At 47.6% G+C, this 18,084-nt stretch carries 18 protein-coding genes and 1 tRNA gene; 15 read left to right on the top strand and 4 right to left on the bottom strand.

Annotated features, from left to right (window positions below; translation table 11 throughout):
• The first annotated feature begins 179 nt into the window (after nucleotides 1-179).
• The 4 genes from Q337_RS0108390 to epsC all read left to right on the top strand — a co-directional run bounded on the left by Q337_RS0108390 (nucleotide 180) and on the right by epsC (nucleotide 3,613).
• Nucleotides 180-743, top strand: a complete 564-nt coding sequence (locus Q337_RS0108390; protein WP_026471215.1) for a hypothetical protein — start codon at nucleotides 180-182, stop codon at nucleotides 741-743.
• 17 nt (nucleotides 744-760) lie between these two features.
• A complete protein-coding gene (locus Q337_RS0108385; RefSeq protein WP_211253598.1) occupies nucleotides 761-1,558 on the top strand; it encodes an SDR family NAD(P)-dependent oxidoreductase in 798 nt (265 codons plus the stop codon).
• Nucleotides 1,559-1,863: 305 nt separating this feature from the next.
• Nucleotides 1,864-2,121, top strand: a complete 258-nt coding sequence (locus Q337_RS0108380; protein ID WP_156935738.1) for a hypothetical protein — start codon at nucleotides 1,864-1,866, stop codon at nucleotides 2,119-2,121.
• A 556-nt stretch (nucleotides 2,122-2,677) separates the two neighbouring features.
• Entirely contained in the window at nucleotides 2,678-3,613 is a 936-nt protein-coding gene (gene epsC, locus Q337_RS0108375) for a serine O-acetyltransferase EpsC (protein WP_026471212.1), read from the top strand.
• 33 nt (nucleotides 3,614-3,646) lie between these two features.
• Here epsC and Q337_RS0108370 read toward each other — a convergent pair whose 3' ends face one another.
• Complete coding sequence (locus Q337_RS0108370) at nucleotides 3,647-4,561, bottom strand: LysR family transcriptional regulator (protein ID WP_051526742.1); 915 nt, start codon at nucleotides 4,559-4,561, stop codon at nucleotides 3,647-3,649.
• A 229-nt stretch (nucleotides 4,562-4,790) separates the two neighbouring features.
• Between Q337_RS0108370 and Q337_RS0108365 the strand changes: the two genes are divergently transcribed.
• The 10 genes from Q337_RS0108365 (at nucleotide 4,791) to Q337_RS0108315 (ending at nucleotide 13,718) form a co-directional block, all read left to right on the top strand.
• Nucleotides 4,791-6,032, top strand: a complete 1,242-nt coding sequence (locus Q337_RS0108365; RefSeq protein ID WP_026471210.1) for an acyl-CoA dehydrogenase family protein — start codon at nucleotides 4,791-4,793, stop codon at nucleotides 6,030-6,032.
• 23 nt (nucleotides 6,033-6,055) lie between these two features.
• The gene (locus Q337_RS0108360; protein ID WP_026471209.1) at nucleotides 6,056-7,180 is read left to right on the top strand and encodes a phosphotransferase family protein; all 1,125 of its coding nucleotides are present in this window, start codon (nucleotides 6,056-6,058) and stop codon (nucleotides 7,178-7,180) included.
• A gap of 6 nt (nucleotides 7,181-7,186) precedes the next feature.
• On the top strand, nucleotides 7,187-7,879 hold the full coding sequence (locus Q337_RS0108355; RefSeq protein ID WP_026471208.1) for a histidine phosphatase family protein: 693 nt from the start codon (nucleotides 7,187-7,189) through the stop codon (nucleotides 7,877-7,879).
• A gap of 109 nt (nucleotides 7,880-7,988) precedes the next feature.
• Complete coding sequence (locus Q337_RS0108350; RefSeq protein WP_051526677.1) at nucleotides 7,989-8,762, top strand: SDR family oxidoreductase; 774 nt, start codon at nucleotides 7,989-7,991, stop codon at nucleotides 8,760-8,762.
• Nucleotides 8,763-8,910: 148 nt separating this feature from the next.
• Nucleotides 8,911-10,008, top strand: a complete 1,098-nt coding sequence (locus tag Q337_RS0108345) for an amidohydrolase family protein (RefSeq protein ID WP_026471206.1) — start codon at nucleotides 8,911-8,913, stop codon at nucleotides 10,006-10,008.
• Between the two features lie 350 nt (nucleotides 10,009-10,358).
• Nucleotides 10,359-11,384 (top strand): MBL fold metallo-hydrolase, encoded by a 1,026-nt coding sequence (locus Q337_RS0108340; RefSeq protein WP_211253597.1) that lies wholly within the window; start codon nucleotides 10,359-10,361, stop codon nucleotides 11,382-11,384.
• 450 nt (nucleotides 11,385-11,834) lie between these two features.
• Nucleotides 11,835-11,911, top strand: a tRNA-Met gene (locus tag Q337_RS0108330).
• A gap of 264 nt (nucleotides 11,912-12,175) precedes the next feature.
• Nucleotides 12,176-12,766: a BLUF domain-containing protein gene (locus Q337_RS17200; protein ID WP_051526676.1), complete on the top strand. Its 591-nt coding sequence runs from the start codon at nucleotides 12,176-12,178 to the stop codon at nucleotides 12,764-12,766.
• Nucleotides 12,767-12,868: 102 nt separating this feature from the next.
• Nucleotides 12,869-13,135: a hypothetical protein gene (locus tag Q337_RS0108320; RefSeq protein WP_026471204.1), complete on the top strand. Its 267-nt coding sequence runs from the start codon at nucleotides 12,869-12,871 to the stop codon at nucleotides 13,133-13,135.
• Nucleotides 13,136-13,259: 124 nt separating this feature from the next.
• Nucleotides 13,260-13,718 carry a DUF305 domain-containing protein gene (locus Q337_RS0108315; protein ID WP_051526675.1) on the top strand — a complete coding sequence of 153 codons (459 nt, stop codon included), beginning with the start codon at nucleotides 13,260-13,262 and terminating at the stop codon, nucleotides 13,716-13,718.
• Between the two features lie 40 nt (nucleotides 13,719-13,758).
• Here Q337_RS0108315 and Q337_RS0108310 read toward each other — a convergent pair whose 3' ends face one another.
• Together Q337_RS0108310 and Q337_RS0108305 are read right to left on the bottom strand one after the other, a co-directional pair.
• Nucleotides 13,759-14,892 (bottom strand): hypothetical protein, encoded by a 1,134-nt coding sequence (locus Q337_RS0108310; protein WP_026471202.1) that lies wholly within the window; start codon nucleotides 14,890-14,892, stop codon nucleotides 13,759-13,761.
• Between the two features lie 6 nt (nucleotides 14,893-14,898).
• The gene (locus tag Q337_RS0108305; protein ID WP_026471201.1) at nucleotides 14,899-16,536 is read right to left on the bottom strand and encodes an NAD+ synthase; all 1,638 of its coding nucleotides are present in this window, start codon (nucleotides 16,534-16,536) and stop codon (nucleotides 14,899-14,901) included.
• A 447-nt stretch (nucleotides 16,537-16,983) separates the two neighbouring features.
• Here Q337_RS0108305 and Q337_RS0108300 point away from each other — a divergent pair, with 447 nt between their 5' ends.
• The gene (locus Q337_RS0108300; RefSeq protein ID WP_026471200.1) at nucleotides 16,984-17,463 is read left to right on the top strand and encodes a hypothetical protein; all 480 of its coding nucleotides are present in this window, start codon (nucleotides 16,984-16,986) and stop codon (nucleotides 17,461-17,463) included.
• A gap of 74 nt (nucleotides 17,464-17,537) precedes the next feature.
• Here the strand turns inward: Q337_RS0108300 and msrA are convergent, their stop codons facing one another.
• Nucleotides 17,538-18,062: a peptide-methionine (S)-S-oxide reductase MsrA gene (gene msrA, locus Q337_RS0108295; protein WP_026471199.1), complete on the bottom strand. Its 525-nt coding sequence runs from the start codon at nucleotides 18,060-18,062 to the stop codon at nucleotides 17,538-17,540.
• Nucleotides 18,063-18,084 lie beyond the last annotated feature (22 nt).

Raw genomic sequence — 18,084 nt, 5'->3', positions numbered from 1 at the left:
ATCAAGGTTTAAATCAAAGCCTAAACCAAAATCCGGTCTTAACTATTCAAACTGTCAATAAATTGCTCTTGCCAAACAGACAGTGACAACGATCCAAAGTAGCTTGACAGCCCTACATTAAGCTGGCTAGTATTATATCTTGAATGACGTTCAAGATAAATAACCAGTTTGGGAAATCCATGAATAACAACAGCAGATTAATTGATGTACATCAGCTTTCCACCGATCAGCTGGTGGCACTGTTTTCCACCTTGCAGGCACCCACCATTGAGGAAATGCATGGTGAATATGCTGCCAGCATGCTAAACCAGCCCAATCCACTGGCCACCCTTGCAGGCTTAAGCCTGACTAATCCGCTATTGCCATGGCAATCCAAGGCATTTCGTCCAGTCGACCAGCATACAGGCCGTGGCTACAACACCTTTTTGCTGGGCCGCAAGACCATCCAGCTTTATCCCATGCACACCCTGATTGCACCCTCACGTTTTGACGGGCAGCCTGCCTATCAACTGGTGTACCGCTATTTTCATTCGCTGTGCGGTGCCATCAACATGGTGGATGAAATCCGCCGACTGGATGATGGACGTTATCTGGGCATTGGCACCTGGGGGTTTAACAAGAAACAGTGCCAGATTCCGTATCCGTTTTTATTGCAAGGCCCGCATCATGGCTACCGTGGTGACATTGGTCGTAGCCGCCGTGGTTTTGAGGTGAGCAGCGCTCAAATTCCAGCTTTAACTTAATCATACCAGTGAGAAACATGATGAAAAAACAAAACCGTACTGCATTAATTACTGGCGCTTCAGCAGGGATTGGCGCGACTTTTGCGCGTTTTCTGGCCAGTGAAGGCTATGACCTGTTATTGGTTGCCCGCCGGGCTGAACGACTTGAAACGCTGGCCGCAGAACTCACCAGCCAGTATGGCATCCAGTGTGATATTTTTGCTGCCGATTTGACACTGACCAGCGCCCCTGCTGACATCATGGCCTATGCACAAGCGCAGGGGATTCGTATTGATGTGCTGATTAACAATGCCGGGTTATCTGGCAAAGATGCCTTTGCTGATACGCCATGGGCGACATTGGCGGCTGAAATTCAGCTGATGGTGACCGCAGTAACCGAGTTGTGTCACCGGGTCATTCCAAACATGCGCAGCAAAGGCTGGGGCCGTATTATCAATCTGTCATCGGTTGCTGCGTTTTCACCACCGGGTGCCAGCCTGCTGTACACCGGGATTAAAAGCTATGTGCTGGATATTTCACAGTCGCTGGACATGGAGCTCAAACCGCAGGGCATTCATGTGACTGCCTTATGCCCGGGTTTTACCCACAGTGAATTTCACGACATCATGGGCACGCGCAATCAGGCCAGCAAGTTGCCGGATATTTTGTGGCAGCAGCCAGAAGAGGTAGTGCGCGAAGGCTGGGCAGCAGTGATGAAGGGCAAGCCAGTGTGTGTACCCGGCACTATAAACAAGCTGATTGCCAGCAGCGTGCGACCATTACCGATTAGCCTGCAATATCACTTGGGTAACCGTCTTAATCCCTTTAAAAACTGACAGGTTTAAACATACGTCCGTTTAATCGTTAGTCTTTTAAGATTTTAATAATCGAATGAGCAGCGCTATCCAGTTCATTTTAATGACAGCGCTGCTACCAGAACTGTATTTTAAAAATAATTAATTAAGGCAGCGTTAGGATTTAAACATAGTACTTTGGTTTATCTTTCTAAAGAATATAAATGACTTATTCAGGCAAAATGTTGTTGGCTTTGCCGATGAAAATTCTGTGGTTTTATGTCTTTTTAATAAAAAAAGCGCATAATTACTGCACCATGATAACCAGTAATACGGAAAAAACAGCAATGCGCAGACTGATTATTATTTTATTAATTATTGGTGGATTAGGGTTTTTGTTTTCAAAAAGTTTTAATCAGCAACCTGCACCAGCCACTGTACAGAATCCGGCTGCTACCACACCAGCTACACCCGTTGCTGGCCCGGATCATGCAACCATTACCAATATGGCGCTGCAAAGTGAAGCCAAGGCCAAACAGGCCGCAGCCATTGCAGCCACTGATCCTGTGGCCGAATATGAAAAAAGCCAGGCTGAGCAGCCATAAGCTTTAGTGAGTATTGACTGATTTGTCGGCTTAGTTAGCCCCTGTTAACTGGTTGATGCGAGCTGGTTAATGCTAGCTGATCAATATTAGGGCGCCGAAGCTTGTTAGCCAAGAAAACTGGTTTTAAACAGGCACTGGCTCTGCATTAAACGGAATATGCTTGGCATTTTTTATGATTTCCCCATATGAGCTTCTTCTTTTAAACTGTCACGTTATGCGCTGATATGAGCCTATCAAGATCAGCCCATTAACAGCAGCTCGTTAAAAGCAATCTGAAAAGCGGTTTAGCCAAAAGGTAGGCCTTAATTTTTCCTATTTCGCTGCTATTTGCTGTCAGGCATTTTTTATTCAGATTTTATTTAGAGTCACCAAATTGCTTTATTCCGCAAATCGTATTTACACAATATGCTGTTTCATAGCAGCTTTACTACACAAATGAACTTGCAGGAATAGGGGGCAGGCGCGATTTAATAGCGTGTTCATTAAATAAATATAGCCTGAAATTTTTAAGTTTTAGAGGCCAGATTTCGGGTGCTGATTTTTTGAGGTAGTTGCAGTGGCAAACTGGAAAATTGACAATATTGTGCTGGGCTTGCAACAGGCGCGCCATGACTGGCGTGAGTCACAGCATCGTCCCAAGGAGTTTGGTGGCCGTGAATTGCCATCAAAAGAAACCTTAAAAGCCATTGTTGATGACCTGTGCGGTATTTTGTTTCCCATGCGACTTGGCCCGGCAGACTTGCGGCAAGAAGGCGAGGATGTCTACATTGCCTTTACGCTCGACAAGGTATTGTCGGCACTGTATGAGCAGGTACGCCTGACACTCAGCTATGAAGCGCGCTACCGAATTTCAGCCACTATCCGTGACAGTAATCACCAGCCTGATCCGGCCATCATCCAGCAACAGGCCAGCAGCGTGGTACAAACTTTTGCCAATGCCTTGCCGGATATCCGTCGTCTGCTGGATAGTGATGTACAGGCTGCCTACGAGGGCGACCCAGCCGCGCGCAGTGTTGACGAAGTATTGCTATGCTATCCGGGAATGCTGGCAATTACTTATCACCGGCTAGCGCATGTGCTGTACCAGAACAATATCCCGCTGCTGGCACGCATGATTGCCGAGCTGGCACACTCAGCCACTGGTATTGATATTCATCCGGGTGCGCAAATTGGCAAAAGTTTTTTTATTGATCATGGTACGGGCGTGGTGATTGGTGAAACCTGTATTATTGGCGAGCGGGTACGCATTTATCAGGCAGTCACTTTGGGAGCCAAACGCTTTGAAGTGGACGAGGCAGGCCACCTGCAAAAGGATTATGCCCGTCATCCGGTAGTTGAAGACGATGTGGTGATTTATGCTGGCGCCACGATTTTAGGCCGGGTTACGATTGGCAAGGGTTCGGTAATTGGTGGCAATGTGTGGCTTACCCATGATGTGCCAGCGCATAGTCAGATTATGCAAAGCATGCCCAAGCCCAAAATCAGTGTTTAAGCCTGTTTAGTCCAGCAGGCTTAAGCGGATTATTCATTCAACGGACTGTTGGGTATTGAGCAGCGCCATCAGCTGCTGGCGAAACCACAGGGTTTGCTGCTCCAGATTTTTGCCCATATCCCAGTACAAATGCAACTCAAGGTCTTCAATGGCAATGGGTAGCGGCAAAATCTGAATCTCCAGATGTTCAGCCACCTGATGCGCCAGACTGCGCGGCATGGTTAGCAATAAGGCACTGCTTTGCACAATACGGCCTGCCGATTCATACTGCTGGCAGCGTATTTTAATCTGCCTTTCAATCCCTTGTTTGGCAAACAAAAAATCCTCTACCGCACGCCCAGTACGCCGGGCAGACACGGCAATATGTTCAGCCTGAATATAGTGACTGGCCGCAGTTTCCGCATTAAGACCCGCTTGTGCCAATGGATGTTCGGGACGACTCAACACCACAAATTCATCACGCAGCAGCAACTGGTGGGCAATGTCGCGCTCACTGGGCTGGGCAATATCAATCGCCAGATCAATGCGTCCGCTGCTTAAATCGCTGCGCAGGGTTTGCCGGTCAATCCGTACACTATGAAGCTGGATTTGCGGCACTTGCTGCTGAAACCATTGCACGATTTGTGGCAAAAACACAGGTTCAATTTCATCATTCATGGCAATGGTCAGCTGCTTGATGTCGCGGCTGGCCTCAAATGATGTCGAGCGCTGCATGGCTTGCTGAAGCAATAGGAGTGCCTGTTCAATGTCTGGCCACAAACGGTTTGCCAGTGGGGTTGGGCACACGCCGTGGCCTTCACGTATAAATAGTGGATCATCCAGTTGCTCGCGCATGCGTCCCAGCGCATGGCTAACGGCAGATTGACTTAAAAACAACTGTTCGGCAGCGCGGGTCAGGTTACGCTCACGGTAAACCACGGCAAAAATACGAAACAGGTTTAAGTCCATCCGGCTTAATGGATTACGGCTTGGCGTGACGTTGTGGTTTGACGTGCTGTCATTTGGCAAGCTGCTATTTTGGGAATTACTATTCAGTAAGGGATAATCATGCACAGTATTCATACTATAAAATTAAAATAATTCATTTTATTCATTGTATAAAACTCATTAGATTTAAGCCAGTCGATAGAAAAAACCATGCCATAAACAGCATCACCGCACAGAAAGGACAGCTTATATGAACTTTGAACTTAGCCAGCGCGGGCAGCAATATCTGGAAAAAACCAGACAATTTATTCAGCAACATATTGAACCCATCGAAGCGGATTTTTGGCACGAAGTCCACAGCACCAACATTGGCGGTGACTGGACCACGTGGCAATGGCCGAGCGTGCTGGAAGACCTTAAAGCCAAGGCTAAAGCAGCGGGTCTATGGAATATGTTTTTGCCGGATGACACGCTGGGCGCCGGCTTGACTATTCAGGAGTACGCGCACATTGCCGAGCAAACCGGACGCAGCCTGATTGCGCCCACGGTGTTTAACTGTAATGCGCCCGATACAGGAAACATGGAGGTGCTGTGGCGCTATGGTTCTGAGGCGCAAAAACAGCAATGGCTGATGCCGCTGCTGGCTGGCGACATCCGTTCGGTATTTTGCATGACTGAACCTGCCGTTGCATCCAGCGATGCCACCAACATGCAGGCTACTGCCGTTGTTGAAGGCGATGAGATTGTACTGAATGGCCGCAAGTGGTGGTCATCAGGGTTGGGTGATCCCAATGCGCGCATTATTATTTTTATGGCACATACACCCGATGACAGCAAGGATCGCCATCATCAGCATTCCATGGTACTGGTGCCAGTCAATACACCGGGCGTGACCATTGAGCGCATGCTGCCGGTATTTGGTGATTATGATGCACCACATGGCCATGGCGAGGTGAGTTTTGACAGTGTGCGTGTGCCAGTGGCCAATTTTATTGGCGGGCCGGGTGAAGGCTTTGCCATTGCACAAGGTCGCCTTGGGCCGGGCCGCATTCACCATTGCATGCGCTGCATTGGCGCGGCAGAAAAATCGCTGGAACTGATGATTGACCGTGGCATGAACCGGGTGGCTTTTGGTAAGCCCATTTTAAATCTGGGCGGCAATCGCGAAAAATTGGCTGAAGCCCGCATTGCCATTGATCAGGCTCGTTTACTTACCTTATATGCGGCGTGGAAAATGGACAATTTTGGCAATATGGCAGCCATGACTGAAATTTCAGCCATCAAGGTGGTTGCGCCAAATGTGCTGGAAAAAGTAGTGGACATGGCGATGCAAATCCATGGCGGGGCAGGCATGTCACGCGATACGCCACTGACCGGATTTTTTGCACAGGCGCGTAGCTTGCGGTTGGCGGATGGCCCGGATGAAGTGCATAAGGGCGTGATTGCCCGCATTGAACTGGCCAAACGCGGCTATTCCAGACGTTCCAAATAAGATGAAAGAATAGGGATAACAAGATGTCAGTGATTGATATTGGCGGCACAGTCCGTAGTGGCGAGGAGCTGGATATTGCCGCAGTGGAGCAGTGGTTAAGCGCTCAGGGATTAGACTTGCAGGGCAATGCGCGGGTGACCCAGTATTCTGGCGGTGCATCCAACTGGACGTACCGGATTGAATATGACAATCAGGATTTGATCCTGCGTCGTCCACCGGCAGGTACCAAGGCCAAGTCCGCGCATGACATGGTGCGTGAATACACGGTACAAAAAGCTCTTAAGCCCGCCTATCCACTGGTGCCGGACATGGTGGCACTGTGTACTGATGAATCAGTGCTGGGCTGTGATTTTTATGTGATGCAGCGGGTGGCAGGCATTATTCCGCGTGCCAATTTGCCCAAGGAAATCAACTTTGGCAAAACTGAGGTTCGGCAGCTCTGTATCAACGTGCTGGATGCACTGATTGATTTGCATCAGGTCGATTATCACGGCACTGCGCTGGAAACGCTTGGTAAGGGCGAGGGCTATTGCCAGCGTCAGATAGAAGGTTGGGACAAACGTTACGAAAAAGCCCGCACTATTAATGTGCCCAGTTTCAAGCTGGTGCGGCGCTGGCTCAAAAGCAACCTGCCCGCTGATAGTAAAACCTGCGTGATTCACAATGACTGGCGCTTTGACAATGTGATTTTAGACCCGCAAGAACCCATGCGGGTAATTGGCGTGCTTGACTGGGAAATGGCGACCCTTGGCGATCCGCTAATGGATCTGGGCAGTGCACTGGCCTACTGGGTACAACCGGATGACAACATGATTTTGCGCGCTATGCGCCGCCAGCCAACTCATTTACCCGGCATGTTTAGCCGCAAGGAAGTAGTGCAGTATTACCTTGATAAAACCGGCATGCACACCAGCAACTGGACATTTTATGAGGTGTTTGGCATGTTCCGCCTAGCGGTGATTGCGCAGCAGATTTATTACCGTTATTACCACAAGCAAACCCGCAATCCGGCCTTTAAGAATTTCTGGCTGATTGTGCATGCGCTGCATGTGCGTTGCCTGAAACTCATGGCACAGCAGACGGTTTCAAACGTCATATCACATTCAGGCCTGTTGTCAAAACTAAACAGCCAGCGAAAAGGACAATAAGCAGCGATGGCACTCATTACCTTAATCCGGCACGGGCAGGCCTCCTTTGGCGCAGCCAATTATGACCAGCTTTCATCCAAAGGCTTTGCACAATCCACACATTTAGGTGAATTATTTGCCAATCAGCAACAGCAGTTTGACCACGTCTGGATAGGCGCAATGACCCGCCACCAGCAAACCGCAGAAACCTGTCTGCAAGCTGCCAATTGTGCGCTGAATCCAGTCATTCATGCGGGCTTTAATGAGTTTGACCATGAACAAGTCTTGATGAAACTCGATACAGCGCGCTATCCCACCCGGGAGGCGCTGATGCAGGCGATTGCAGCCACTGAGCATCCCAAAAAAACGTTGGGCAAGCTCTTTGGGGCAGCCATGCAACGCTGGCAATGCGGTGAATATGATTGCGATTACAGTGAAACATGGCTGCAGTTTCAGGCGCGCAGTCTTGCTGCACTCAATGACATTGTGACGCAAAGTGTAGGGCAGCATAGCGTGGTATTTAGCTCTGGCGGGGTGATTTCTGTGATTGTGCAAGCGCTGATGGGCTTAAGTGATCAGGCCACCTTTGAGCTGAACTGGGCACTGGTTAATTGCGGCATCACGCAAATTCGCAGCGATGGCCGCAAACATACTGTGCTGAGTATTAACGAGCATAACCATTTTCGTGGTCAGGCCAGTAACTTGCTCACGTGGCATTAACAGCAGGCATTAAAATCGGGCATTAATCCCAACTATTCATGATGTGCTGGTGGGCTGGTGGGCTGGTCGCAGTCTGGTTTTTTTATTCTGATAAAGCAGGAACAATAATATGGCAACAAATCCGAAAGTATTAAGCAGCAATGGCAAAGTGATTTTAATTACGGGTGCCAGTTCAGGCTTGGGCGCTGGCATGGCACGCGAATTTGCAGCAGTGGGTTATAACCTTGCCCTGTGTGCACGCAGGCTGGAACGGCTAGAGCAGCTAAAAGCCGAGCTTGAACAGCAATATGGGATTACGGTTGCCATTCAAAGCCTTGATGTCAATAATTATGACCAGGTGTTTAGCGTGTTTCGTGAGTTTGCTGCGCAGTTTGGCAGGCTTGACCGCATTATTGTTAACGCTGGCGTGGGTGAAGGTCGCCGTATTGGCAAGGGCCATTTTGAGATTAACCGCAAAACGGCTGAAACCAACTTTATTGCTGCACTGGCGCAATGCGAAGCTGCGGTTGAGATTTTCCGCAAGCAAAATTATGGTCATCTGGTGACCATGTCTTCGATGTCGGCCATGCGTGGCTTGCCAAAACACCTGTCGACTTATGCCGCCAGCAAGGCAGCACTGGCGCATTTAACTGAAGGCATCCGCGCTGAGCTGATTGATACACCAATCAAAGTCTCAACTATTTTCCCCGGCTATATCCGCACGGAACTCAATGAAGGCGCCAAAAAACTGCCGTTTGAAGTCAGTGAAAAAGTGGGCAGCAAAGCACTGGTTAAGGCAATAGAAAAACAGCCGATCAAGGCCTATGTACCCGACTGGCCGTGGAAACCATTGGGCTTTTTGATGCGTAATTTGCCGTTGCGACTGGTCAATAAACTGAGCTGAGTACATTAGACTTCTTTCATAGCCCCCTCTTGCGCTTCGCTCACTCCTTAATAAGGGGAATGAAAAATATGTTTTGCAAGAGGGGTGAAAGCTACTTATAAAAGAAGTCTATTGTATTTAAAACGGAGATTTTAGCAGGGAGCAGGACATGAATTTAATTAATTTTCCAATTGTTGACCCGCATATTCACCAATGGGACCCGTACCATACACCGCATACTGCAGCCCTACTGGTAAAGCTGCTGGGTCAGCATCCCGCCTTAATGGACAAGGTAGTGCGGCTGGTTAAACCTCAGCCACTAATAGATATGCTGGGTCTAACGGATTATGCACTGGCACCGTACTTACCAGCTAATTATGCTGCTGATCTCGGCGATAATGGATTGGCTGGCGATCAACAGTCCGGTTATCAGGTCGAGCAAGTGGTGCATATTGAAGCCAGCTGGCACGACCACAAAGGCAACGGTGTAGTGGGTGAAACTCGCTGGGTTAAACAACTGCCGTTTGAACAGCACGGCATTCGTCTGGGTGGCATTGTCGCTACAGCTGACTTTACAGACCGCAGGTTTAAAAAAATCCTGCAATTGCATCAGGCACAAACGCCCTTGTTGCGCGGCTTGCGGCGCATGGCCTCACATCATCCTGATCCGGGTGTGCATCAATGGAGCGATGAAGCGCATTTGTATACCAGCCGCAAGTTTCTGGCAGGCTTTGAACAGTTTGCCAAAAACGGCCTTAGCTTTGATGCATGGGTTTATTCCACGCAAATTGCAGATGTGACGCAACTGGCCAGCACCTTTCCAGAGACGCCGATGGTACTGGATCATCTAGGCACACCCGTTGGCCTGTTTGGGCCGGTGGGAAACTATACCGGGGTAACGGATGCTGCCCGTCAGGACATTTTTGCGCGCTGGCAAGATGATATTGCACAACTGGCTGAACAGCCCAATGTGTATGCCAAAATTTCCGGCCTGATGATGCCGGTACTGGGTCATGCGTTTTATAAAAACCGCCAGTTGGCCAGTGCCAGCCAAATGGTTGATTTACTTTCACCACTCATTGAAAACGCCATTGCCGTGTTTGGGACCCAGCGCATCATTTATGCCTCCAACTTTCCCATGGACAAGGTCAATACTAGCCTGAGCAATCTGATGGAGGCTTATGCCCGCATGATTCAGCCTTATGGAGACGCCGCCATGCAAGCAATTTTCCGCGATAATGCCAAGCGTTTTTATCGACTGGATTAATAAAGTAATTCATTTAAATGAAAATTTTTTATCAGAAAATCTGGCTGTATGATGAATATGCAGTCCGGATTTTTCTTAAAAAACCTGGAAATTAAGCTGTTGAATATAAAAATATTTACGGGAAATTTTTTGCACTGTAGCGCAAATTGTTAAAATTATGCGTGTGGGAAATATGCGTTCTAGCAGCAAAAGAAACAACCTGAGCAACTGTCTGGCGCAATTTGTATAAAAGCTGGTAGAAGCTGTCAAAACTTTTATCTTAAAAAAAATAATACTGCCAGTTGAAGAGCAAGCCTCATGCCAAGCAATTAGTCAGGCCAAGCAATCAGCCAGCAGGAAGCCAAGAAGCCATGAATGACAACAAAAATCGTGCAACCCGTGCTTTGCAGTCTCCCATGCTTAAATGGAATGCACCCAAAATGAATCGCTTTAAAATCAGCACAGCGGCCATTCAGGATATCAACAGTAAAGCGACAGCTTGTGCTACTGATGACCAGCCCGACAGCCAGGATAAACAACGTGGCCACAGCAAGGCTAGTATTGTGCGTATTCATCATTTAAATTGCGGCACCATGTGCCCGGCCTGCCAAAAGCTGATTAATGGCTATGGCAGCTGGAAAAAACCGGCCCGGCTGGTTTGTCACTGCCTGCTGGTTGAAACCACGCTGGGTTTGATTCTGGTGGATTGTGGCTTTGGCAGCCGCGATATCCAGAATCCCCGTGGCCGATTGGGTGACACTTTTTTACGACTGGCCAGACCCACGCTGGACAAGACCGAAACGGCGCTGTACCAGATTCAGGCGTTGGGTTACGACTTAAAAGAGGTACGCCACCTGATGCCAACACATCTGGATCTTGATCATGCTGGCGGCTTAAGTGACTTTCCTGATGCCAAGGTGCATGTACTTGAGCCGGAATTCCTACAAATTGTACAACCCGACATGCGAGACCTGTTGCGCTTCCGTTCAGTACAGTTTGAACACCAGCCACAGTGGGTGGTACACAGCCAGCATCAAGGTCAGGCACAAAAATTATGGTTTGGCTTTGAAGCCATCGCCCCAATTGCCGAACTGGCTGATGACCTGCTGTTGATTCCATTAATTGGTCATACCAAAGGGCATGTGGGTGTTGCAGTACGGCAAGACAAAAAATGGCTATTGCACTGTGGTGATGCCTATTTCCATCACAGCCAGGTGAGTGCTCAGCCACGTATGCCAGCAGGACTGCGGTTTTTTGAAAAGCTGGTTCAGACCTATGCGCAGCCACGGCGAGAAAACCTGGCACGCTTGCGGCAACTGGCGCTCCAGCATGCTGATGAAGTATCGCTATTTTGCGCCCATGATCCAGAGGAGCTAAGGCGTTATCAGGTTAGTTAAGGCAGGGGGAGTCAGCCTAGGCCAGTCAAGGCATGATTAGCAAAATAATAGCAAGCTATATAATAACTAGCTAAATCAGCGAGGCAATGTTCTAGCTGTTCTGATTGCTGGCGCGTTAACCCACAGCAGAAAATCTATTGGTTAAGCGCTTGCTGGCCATGACGCCCGTACTGTAATCGGGCTTAAATATCTATTCAGTAGTCTATGGCTTCCTTATTGAGGTAACTGAGAGCCTGCCATGAAAATGAACCAGATCATCCTGATTTCTGTTTTTTTACCCTTGTTCCTGATTGCCACTTATGTGCTGGTTAGTACTGCAATGATGAGCTATCACTAAGCTATTTTTTGAGCAAAAACACACAGAATTACTCAAAAAACGTGCAATAGATAAAACAAACCAAAATTTATGTTGACGCGGCAGCCACAGGCGCGTATAAATGCCACCTCTGCTGCGGGGTGGAGCAGTCTGGTAGCTCGTCGGGCTCATAACCCGAAGGTCGTTGGTTCAAATCCAGCCCCCGCTACCATTGTTTATTAAGACAATGGTAAAGATTTTTGAAATACAAGTTTTATAGTCCAGTCTCTCAGACTGGACTTTTTTTATGTCCGTCTTTTATCTGCATGTAGTGGTATTAAATCACCTACAGGATTGATAAGCCCCAGCTTCATAATTAGTAAGAAATATTTACGCTTATATTAAGTTATTTTTATAAATAATGGATTTGATTATTTTTTAGGCGTACACTGAAGCCTTGAGAAGCCAAGATGGCTCCACTTAATAGAAGATAATAATGATACCTTATGTTCGACTGGCCTATGCCAGTACGGCAACTGCCAATCCGGTGCATATCCGCAATGATCTAATCCAGATTTTTGAATCCGCCCGGCAGTATAATTTTAACCATCAGCTTACTGGCGTACTGCTCTACGGCAATGGCTATTTTTTCCAGTATATAGAAGGCAGAAAACCCGAGGTTGACCGCCTGTACCAGCACTTGCTAAAGGACTTGCGCCATCAGGGTGTTTCACTGCTGTTTTACGATGTGGCAGAGCAGCTCAAGTTTGAGCAGTGGGGCTCGCGCTATACCCACTTTGAACAACCTATTGAACATTTTTTCCAGCACAACCAGCTGGCAGGCTTTAATCCTTATTTACTCAATAATCAGCTGATCCATTCATTTCTCGATGTTCTATACAGCCGTAATTCCAGCAATTCTGCCACTACTATGCAGGTACTGAGAGGACTTGAAGCTGATCAAAATACTTATGTCATGAGCCTTAAGGATATGGCCACTGTGGGTGTGCTTATCTTGATGCTACTCATTCCATTGTATTTAATTGTTACCTTAATGCCCAGTACATCCGGTTTTTTCCTGTTTTAAGCCAGCTTTGTGAAGATTAGATCATTTTGTTTAACCAAACAGATATAGCACCGATTTTTTCTCGTTTTACCATAAAAGGACAGGAAATGAAGGGAGAGCAGCATGATTATTGACTTACTGGTACAAGACAATCCCAATGTCTCTTTTTCCATTGATGGCGAACCTGCCTATATGGAAGACGATTTATACATTCACCGCATTACGTCTGGCTACGAAAAACTGTGGCAGCAACTCAAGCTGGAAAAATTCATGCATGTGGCGCTTAAAAAGACTTTCCAGCATACGTTGAGTAAGGTTTATCTATACGATTTACAGCATCATACGGTACTTGACGAAATCGGGTTTTGTGAAGTTATTACCATTCGCTAAGCCATGCCGCAAGCAAAATATTGCTTGGATAAATGCCTCTATACATTTGCCTACTTAAACACTACTTAAAAATGGCCCAGATCTGATTAAGGTAAGGATTCATTTAGAAAAACAAGGACTACAAATGAATCCTTATTTGAAATTGTGCCTGATGATTCTAACTTCCACACTAGCCATGTTTGTCATGATGTATAGCAATGTGTATGAGGCTGAGCATATTTATTTTAGTGAAACCCGGGTCTATATGGCTATTTTTATGGGCGCAGTCATGGCAATCATCATGCTGACTTTTATGCAGGGCATGTATAAAAATAAAAAACATAACCTGATGATTTATGCGGCCAGTGGAATTGTTGCCGTGCTGTCATTGTGGCTGGTGCGCAGTCAGGCCACAGTGGACCAGATTTCATGGATGAAAGCCATGATTCCGCATCATTCCATTGCCATCCTGACCAGTGAGCGCGCCAGTATTCAAGACCCGCGGGTGCGGGAACTGGCAGATGGAATTATTCAAACGCAAAAAGAAGAAATTACCCGGATGAAGCAGCTAATTAATGAGCTGGAGCAGGATAAAAACCAGTAACCAGCGCCGCTGTACAGCCTGTTAAAGAAGGATTGCCTATTTATTCAGGTGAGGCTGGCTGGATCGTGGTGGTTGTCAACAAACTTTGCTGAATTAAATTTAAGGTAGACGAACTGAGATAAAAATCGCTGAGTTGCAGGCGGATTAGTTGATCCAGCACATGATGCTGGTTGAGGGCTGCAATGGCTTGTGGCAAAAAACGGTTCCCGTCATTGATTAGGTGCTGCTTGCTAATGCCAATTTCTTCCAGCAATTCGGATACCGGATAGTCGCCATACACTTCAAAAAATACATCAATGCCAGTGAAGATCAGGCGCTGCAAATATTCAGTCTGGCGCAACTCACGCCACAGCTCATAAATCAAAACAAAAAATTCTTCAATGTCCAGCGCTTCAATACCACTGGATAATTCATTCAGTGGAATGTCCTTGATATTTAGCCAGACTTGCCATGCAATATCTTTTAGTTCTTCAGCATCCAGATTCAGTAACTGTGTGCCCTGATTCTGGATAAACTGGCTTAAATGCTGCTCAGCAATGGATAACAGTTTTTCTTCCTGTTGCAACAACAGTTTCATCAGGCGTGGCAGCAAAGGCGTTTTGGCCATCCAGCCGCTGCCCAGTTGCTCTGAAATTTGTTCACGCCAGTTGGGCAACTGTTTTTTTAGCAGGCTTGAAATAATCTGCCCAATCACCTCGTGAGCTGCCGGGCTTTGCAACACGGCCTGTACCAGATGATGCCGCACCTGATCCAGCTCCAGAATCTTGTCAATCCACTGTTCCAGCTGGTGGCTGGAAATCAGGGTTTGCAGGGTAGGCGCCAGATGATTGGCTTCACTATACAAGCGTTGCGCCATCGCACCAATCAGTTCAATGACACCAGCACCCAGATTCAGGTCAAAAGCATAGACCTGAACCACATCACGAATGCTTTGGGCACTAACCACTTCTTCCAGGGTAATGTCCTTGCCCTGTTCCAGACAAAAATTAATCAGGCTGGCTGCGTGATCACTCACCTCGGCATTACTCAGACGCGCTTTGACAAACGCCACCTGGGCTTCAAGTAACTGTTCAGCCAGTAAGCGTGCCTGTGTTGCAGGAACACAGGATGCTACCGGTTGATTTAAAGCCTGATCAGGTGTCTCAGAGGATGGATTGGAGGATGACTGGGTCATTAAGGATTAATCTCCGGCCTGCCAGCCATTCACCAGTGGATAGCGACGTTCGCGGCCAAAAGCACGGCTGGTAACGCGGGGACCGATGGCTGCCTGACGGCGCTTGTATTCGTTCCGGTCTACCATCTTGATAATACGGTTCACCACATCACAATCAAACCCTTTTTCCACCAGTTCAGTCTGGCTCAGGTCATGCTCAATGTAACCCTGTAGAATGGCATCCAGAATTTCGTATGGGGGTAATGAATCCTGATCCACCTGATCCGGGCGTAACTCGGCAGAGGGCGGACGGGTAATCACGCGTTCCGGAATCACCGGGCTTTCTTCCAGCGAATTCCGGTAGCGGCACAGCTCAAACACTTCAGTTTTGTACACATCCTTAAGCACATCATAACCACCAGCCATGTCGCCATACAGGGTAGCATAACCCACTGCCATTTCCGACTTGTTGCCGGTGGTAAGTACCAGATGGCCAAACTTGTTGGATAGTGCCATTAGCAAGGTGCCGCGGGTACGGGCTTGCAGGTTTTCTTCAGTAACGCCCACATCGCTGTCCCCAAAGAACGGGTGCAAAGTGTTGGCAAAGCTATGCACAATGTTGTGGATTTCAGCCACGTGATAAGCCACATTCAGGCGCTTGGCCTGTGCAGCCGCATCGTCAAGACTAATTTGCGCGGTATAGGCAAATGGCATCATTACGGCATTTACACGTTCTGGCCCCAACGCATCCACGGCAATGGCAAGGCAAAGGGCAGAATCCACCCCACCTGACAAGCCCAGAATGACACCGGGAAAACCGGAGCGGTTAACATAATCGCGTACACCCACCACCAGGGTTTGGTAGGTTTCAGCGACAGCAGACAGCGCTGCAACCGGTGGCTGCTGGTTAAAGGCATGCTTTTCGCAGTCAAACTCAACCAGCAATAGCTGTTCGCTAAAGCGGTTGGCTTCAGCAGCAATGCTGCCATCGGCATTCACTGCCATTGAACCGCCATCAAATACCAGATCATCCTGTCCGCCAACACAATTGACATAAGCCAGCGGGATTGCATTGGTTCTGGTCTGGTTTTGCAATAATTCCTTGCGACGGTCATGCTTGCCGGTTTCAAATGGTGAAGCATTGAGCACCACGGCCACATCCGCCCCCAGTTTTTTCAACTGGCAAATGGGCTTTTCCTGCCAGATGTCTTCGCACACCAATAGGCCGACTTTCTGGCCTTTGATTTCCAGAATCACATGCTGCGAACCCGTTGTAAAATAGCGGCGCTCATCAAACACACTATAATTGGGCAAATACTGTTTGTGATAAACACCCAGAATCTTGCCATCACACAGGACTGCTGCCGAGTTATAGCGCGGTTGTGGCTGGGTGGCATCATCATCCTGATGCGGATAACCTACCACCATGGTAATGCCATTAACCTGCTTGAGAACATCCAGTGCATGACGCACCCGCTTGTTCATGCTGGCACGTAATAACAAGTCTTCAGGTGGATATCCGGTTACTGCAAGCTCAGGGAAAACAATGACATCAGCACCTTTTTGTTTGGCTTGTTCAGCAAGCTGTACCATTTGTTTTGCGTTTGCCAGCAGGTCACCAACACGGGGGGAATATTGCGCCAGGGCAAAAGTTAACACACTCATAATAATCCGATTTCCTTAATACCCTAACCAGTGGCAGGGTAGGCGTTACACTGCATTGTTGATTGGCGAATGCGATATGACTGTTATAAATTGCATTGCGACAACAAAGGCTTATAGTGCAAAAAAGTAATTAAAATTAGCAGATATTGTACTGCATTTATGTTGTCGATAGAAAAGTTTCGACGAAAGAAGCCCATAAAAACAGCGAAATATCATAACATCCAATGTTATAAAACCGAGTTCCTGATATCACCATACTATTTTTAACAGTAAATTAATGTAAAGAAGTGATGTAGTACGCTTATAGTATGGACTGTTTTTTAATGACTGCTGACTGGCAAAGCCGAACAAGGCTTGGGTTGGTGATTGCAGGCTAATACAGATGACAGTGCATCGTTCTGCAATGTCCTATCCTACAGTATATAAGTTTTATGGATAGCCCCTGATTTGCTAAATCATTTTTTGCGTCTAAAAACCAGCCGTGCCCTGACGCTGGGTGAAAAAAGTCTGGCTTATTCTGTTTTTCATGAGCAGCTTGATCTGGACATACCCCGTATTTGTGCCAGTTCATGGGTAATCCGCGGTTATGCCATTAGCCCAAATGGCCATATTTATTTTAATCCAGCAGATTATCTGGATGACTTTTCTAAAGCACCTTTGGGTAAGCAGGCCTGGTTTATCCATGAAATGACCCATGTCTGGCAGGTACAGCAGGGCATGAAGGTGATCCGGCGTGCGGTACTGGATCGGCGTTACCAGTATTTGCTTAAGGAAGGCAAAAGCTTTTTTCAATATGGCATCGAACAACAGGCGCAAATGGTACAGGACTTTTTTATTCAACGCAGTCTGGGTCAGGACTGCCGCGCACTGGAAAATTGCCTACCATTTTTTGCCAGATCTACCACAGCAGTACCTTCCTCAGTATAAGGGCAGTAAGCCTTAGACCCTATTTATCATGGGCACTGTACTAATTAACAAGCATAGTCTGCCCAGCCATATGTTTAAGCCAGTTGATCGGAAAAATACTGTTTAAGCTTGGAGAGCTTGGGTGGAATGGCAAAATTACAATAGCCTTGAGTTGGATTCTTGGCATAAAAATCCTGATGATAGCTTTCAGCCTCGAAAAACGGCACTGCCGGGCTAAGCTCGGTGACGGCATTAATGCCTTGCTGTTTGAGCTGCTCAATTTTGGCCTGTGCAGTCTGTTGCTGCTGTTCATTCTGGTAGTAAATTACCGAACGATACTGACTGCCGACATCATTGCCCTGACGGTTTAAAGTGGTTGGGTCATGGGTGGCAAAGAAAATATCCAGCAGGGTTTCAAAGCTAATGATGCTATCATCAAAATCCACTGCAATCACTTCGGCATGGCCTGTTGCACCGGAACACACCTGTTCATAGCTGGGGTTGGGTCGTGCGCCACCTGCATAACCACTAATGACCTGGCTTACCCCTTTAACCTGACGAAAAACGGCTTCCGTACACCAGAAGCAGCCACCACCAAAGATTGCCCGTTGCTGTGCCATTGCTCTCTCCTAATCAATTTAA

This window comes from Alkanindiges illinoisensis DSM 15370, assembly GCF_000619845.1.
GTDB lineage: Bacteria > Pseudomonadota > Gammaproteobacteria > Pseudomonadales > Moraxellaceae > Alkanindiges > Alkanindiges illinoisensis.
Note: the sequence above shows the minus strand (reverse complement) of the source record. Positions and strands in the feature narration are given on the sequence as shown.

Coding starts and splice junctions, on each gene's coding strand:
- Q337_RS0108390 (WP_026471215.1), top strand. CDS start 180: ATGAATAACAACAGCAGATTAATTGATGTACATCAGCTTTCCACCGAT.
- Q337_RS0108385 (WP_211253598.1), top strand. CDS start 761: ATGATGAAAAAACAAAACCGTACTGCATTAATTACTGGCGCTTCAGCA.
- Q337_RS0108380 (WP_156935738.1), top strand. CDS start 1,864: ATGCGCAGACTGATTATTATTTTATTAATTATTGGTGGATTAGGGTTT.
- Q337_RS0108370 (WP_051526742.1), bottom strand. CDS start 4,561: ATGGACTTAAACCTGTTTCGTATTTTTGCCGTGGTTTACCGTGAGCGT.
- Q337_RS0108365 (WP_026471210.1), top strand. CDS start 4,791: ATGAACTTTGAACTTAGCCAGCGCGGGCAGCAATATCTGGAAAAAACC.
- Q337_RS0108360 (WP_026471209.1), top strand. CDS start 6,056: ATGTCAGTGATTGATATTGGCGGCACAGTCCGTAGTGGCGAGGAGCTG.
- Q337_RS0108355 (WP_026471208.1), top strand. CDS start 7,187: ATGGCACTCATTACCTTAATCCGGCACGGGCAGGCCTCCTTTGGCGCA.
- Q337_RS0108350 (WP_051526677.1), top strand. CDS start 7,989: ATGGCAACAAATCCGAAAGTATTAAGCAGCAATGGCAAAGTGATTTTA.
- Q337_RS0108345 (WP_026471206.1), top strand. CDS start 8,911: ATGAATTTAATTAATTTTCCAATTGTTGACCCGCATATTCACCAATGG.
- Q337_RS0108340 (WP_211253597.1), top strand. CDS start 10,359: ATGAATGACAACAAAAATCGTGCAACCCGTGCTTTGCAGTCTCCCATG.
- Q337_RS17200 (WP_051526676.1), top strand. CDS start 12,176: ATGATACCTTATGTTCGACTGGCCTATGCCAGTACGGCAACTGCCAAT.
- Q337_RS0108320 (WP_026471204.1), top strand. CDS start 12,869: ATGATTATTGACTTACTGGTACAAGACAATCCCAATGTCTCTTTTTCC.
- Q337_RS0108315 (WP_051526675.1), top strand. CDS start 13,260: ATGAATCCTTATTTGAAATTGTGCCTGATGATTCTAACTTCCACACTA.
- Q337_RS0108310 (WP_026471202.1), bottom strand. CDS start 14,892: ATGACCCAGTCATCCTCCAATCCATCCTCTGAGACACCTGATCAGGCT.
- Q337_RS0108305 (WP_026471201.1), bottom strand. CDS start 16,536: ATGAGTGTGTTAACTTTTGCCCTGGCGCAATATTCCCCCCGTGTTGGT.
- msrA (WP_026471199.1), bottom strand. CDS start 18,062: ATGGCACAGCAACGGGCAATCTTTGGTGGTGGCTGCTTCTGGTGTACG.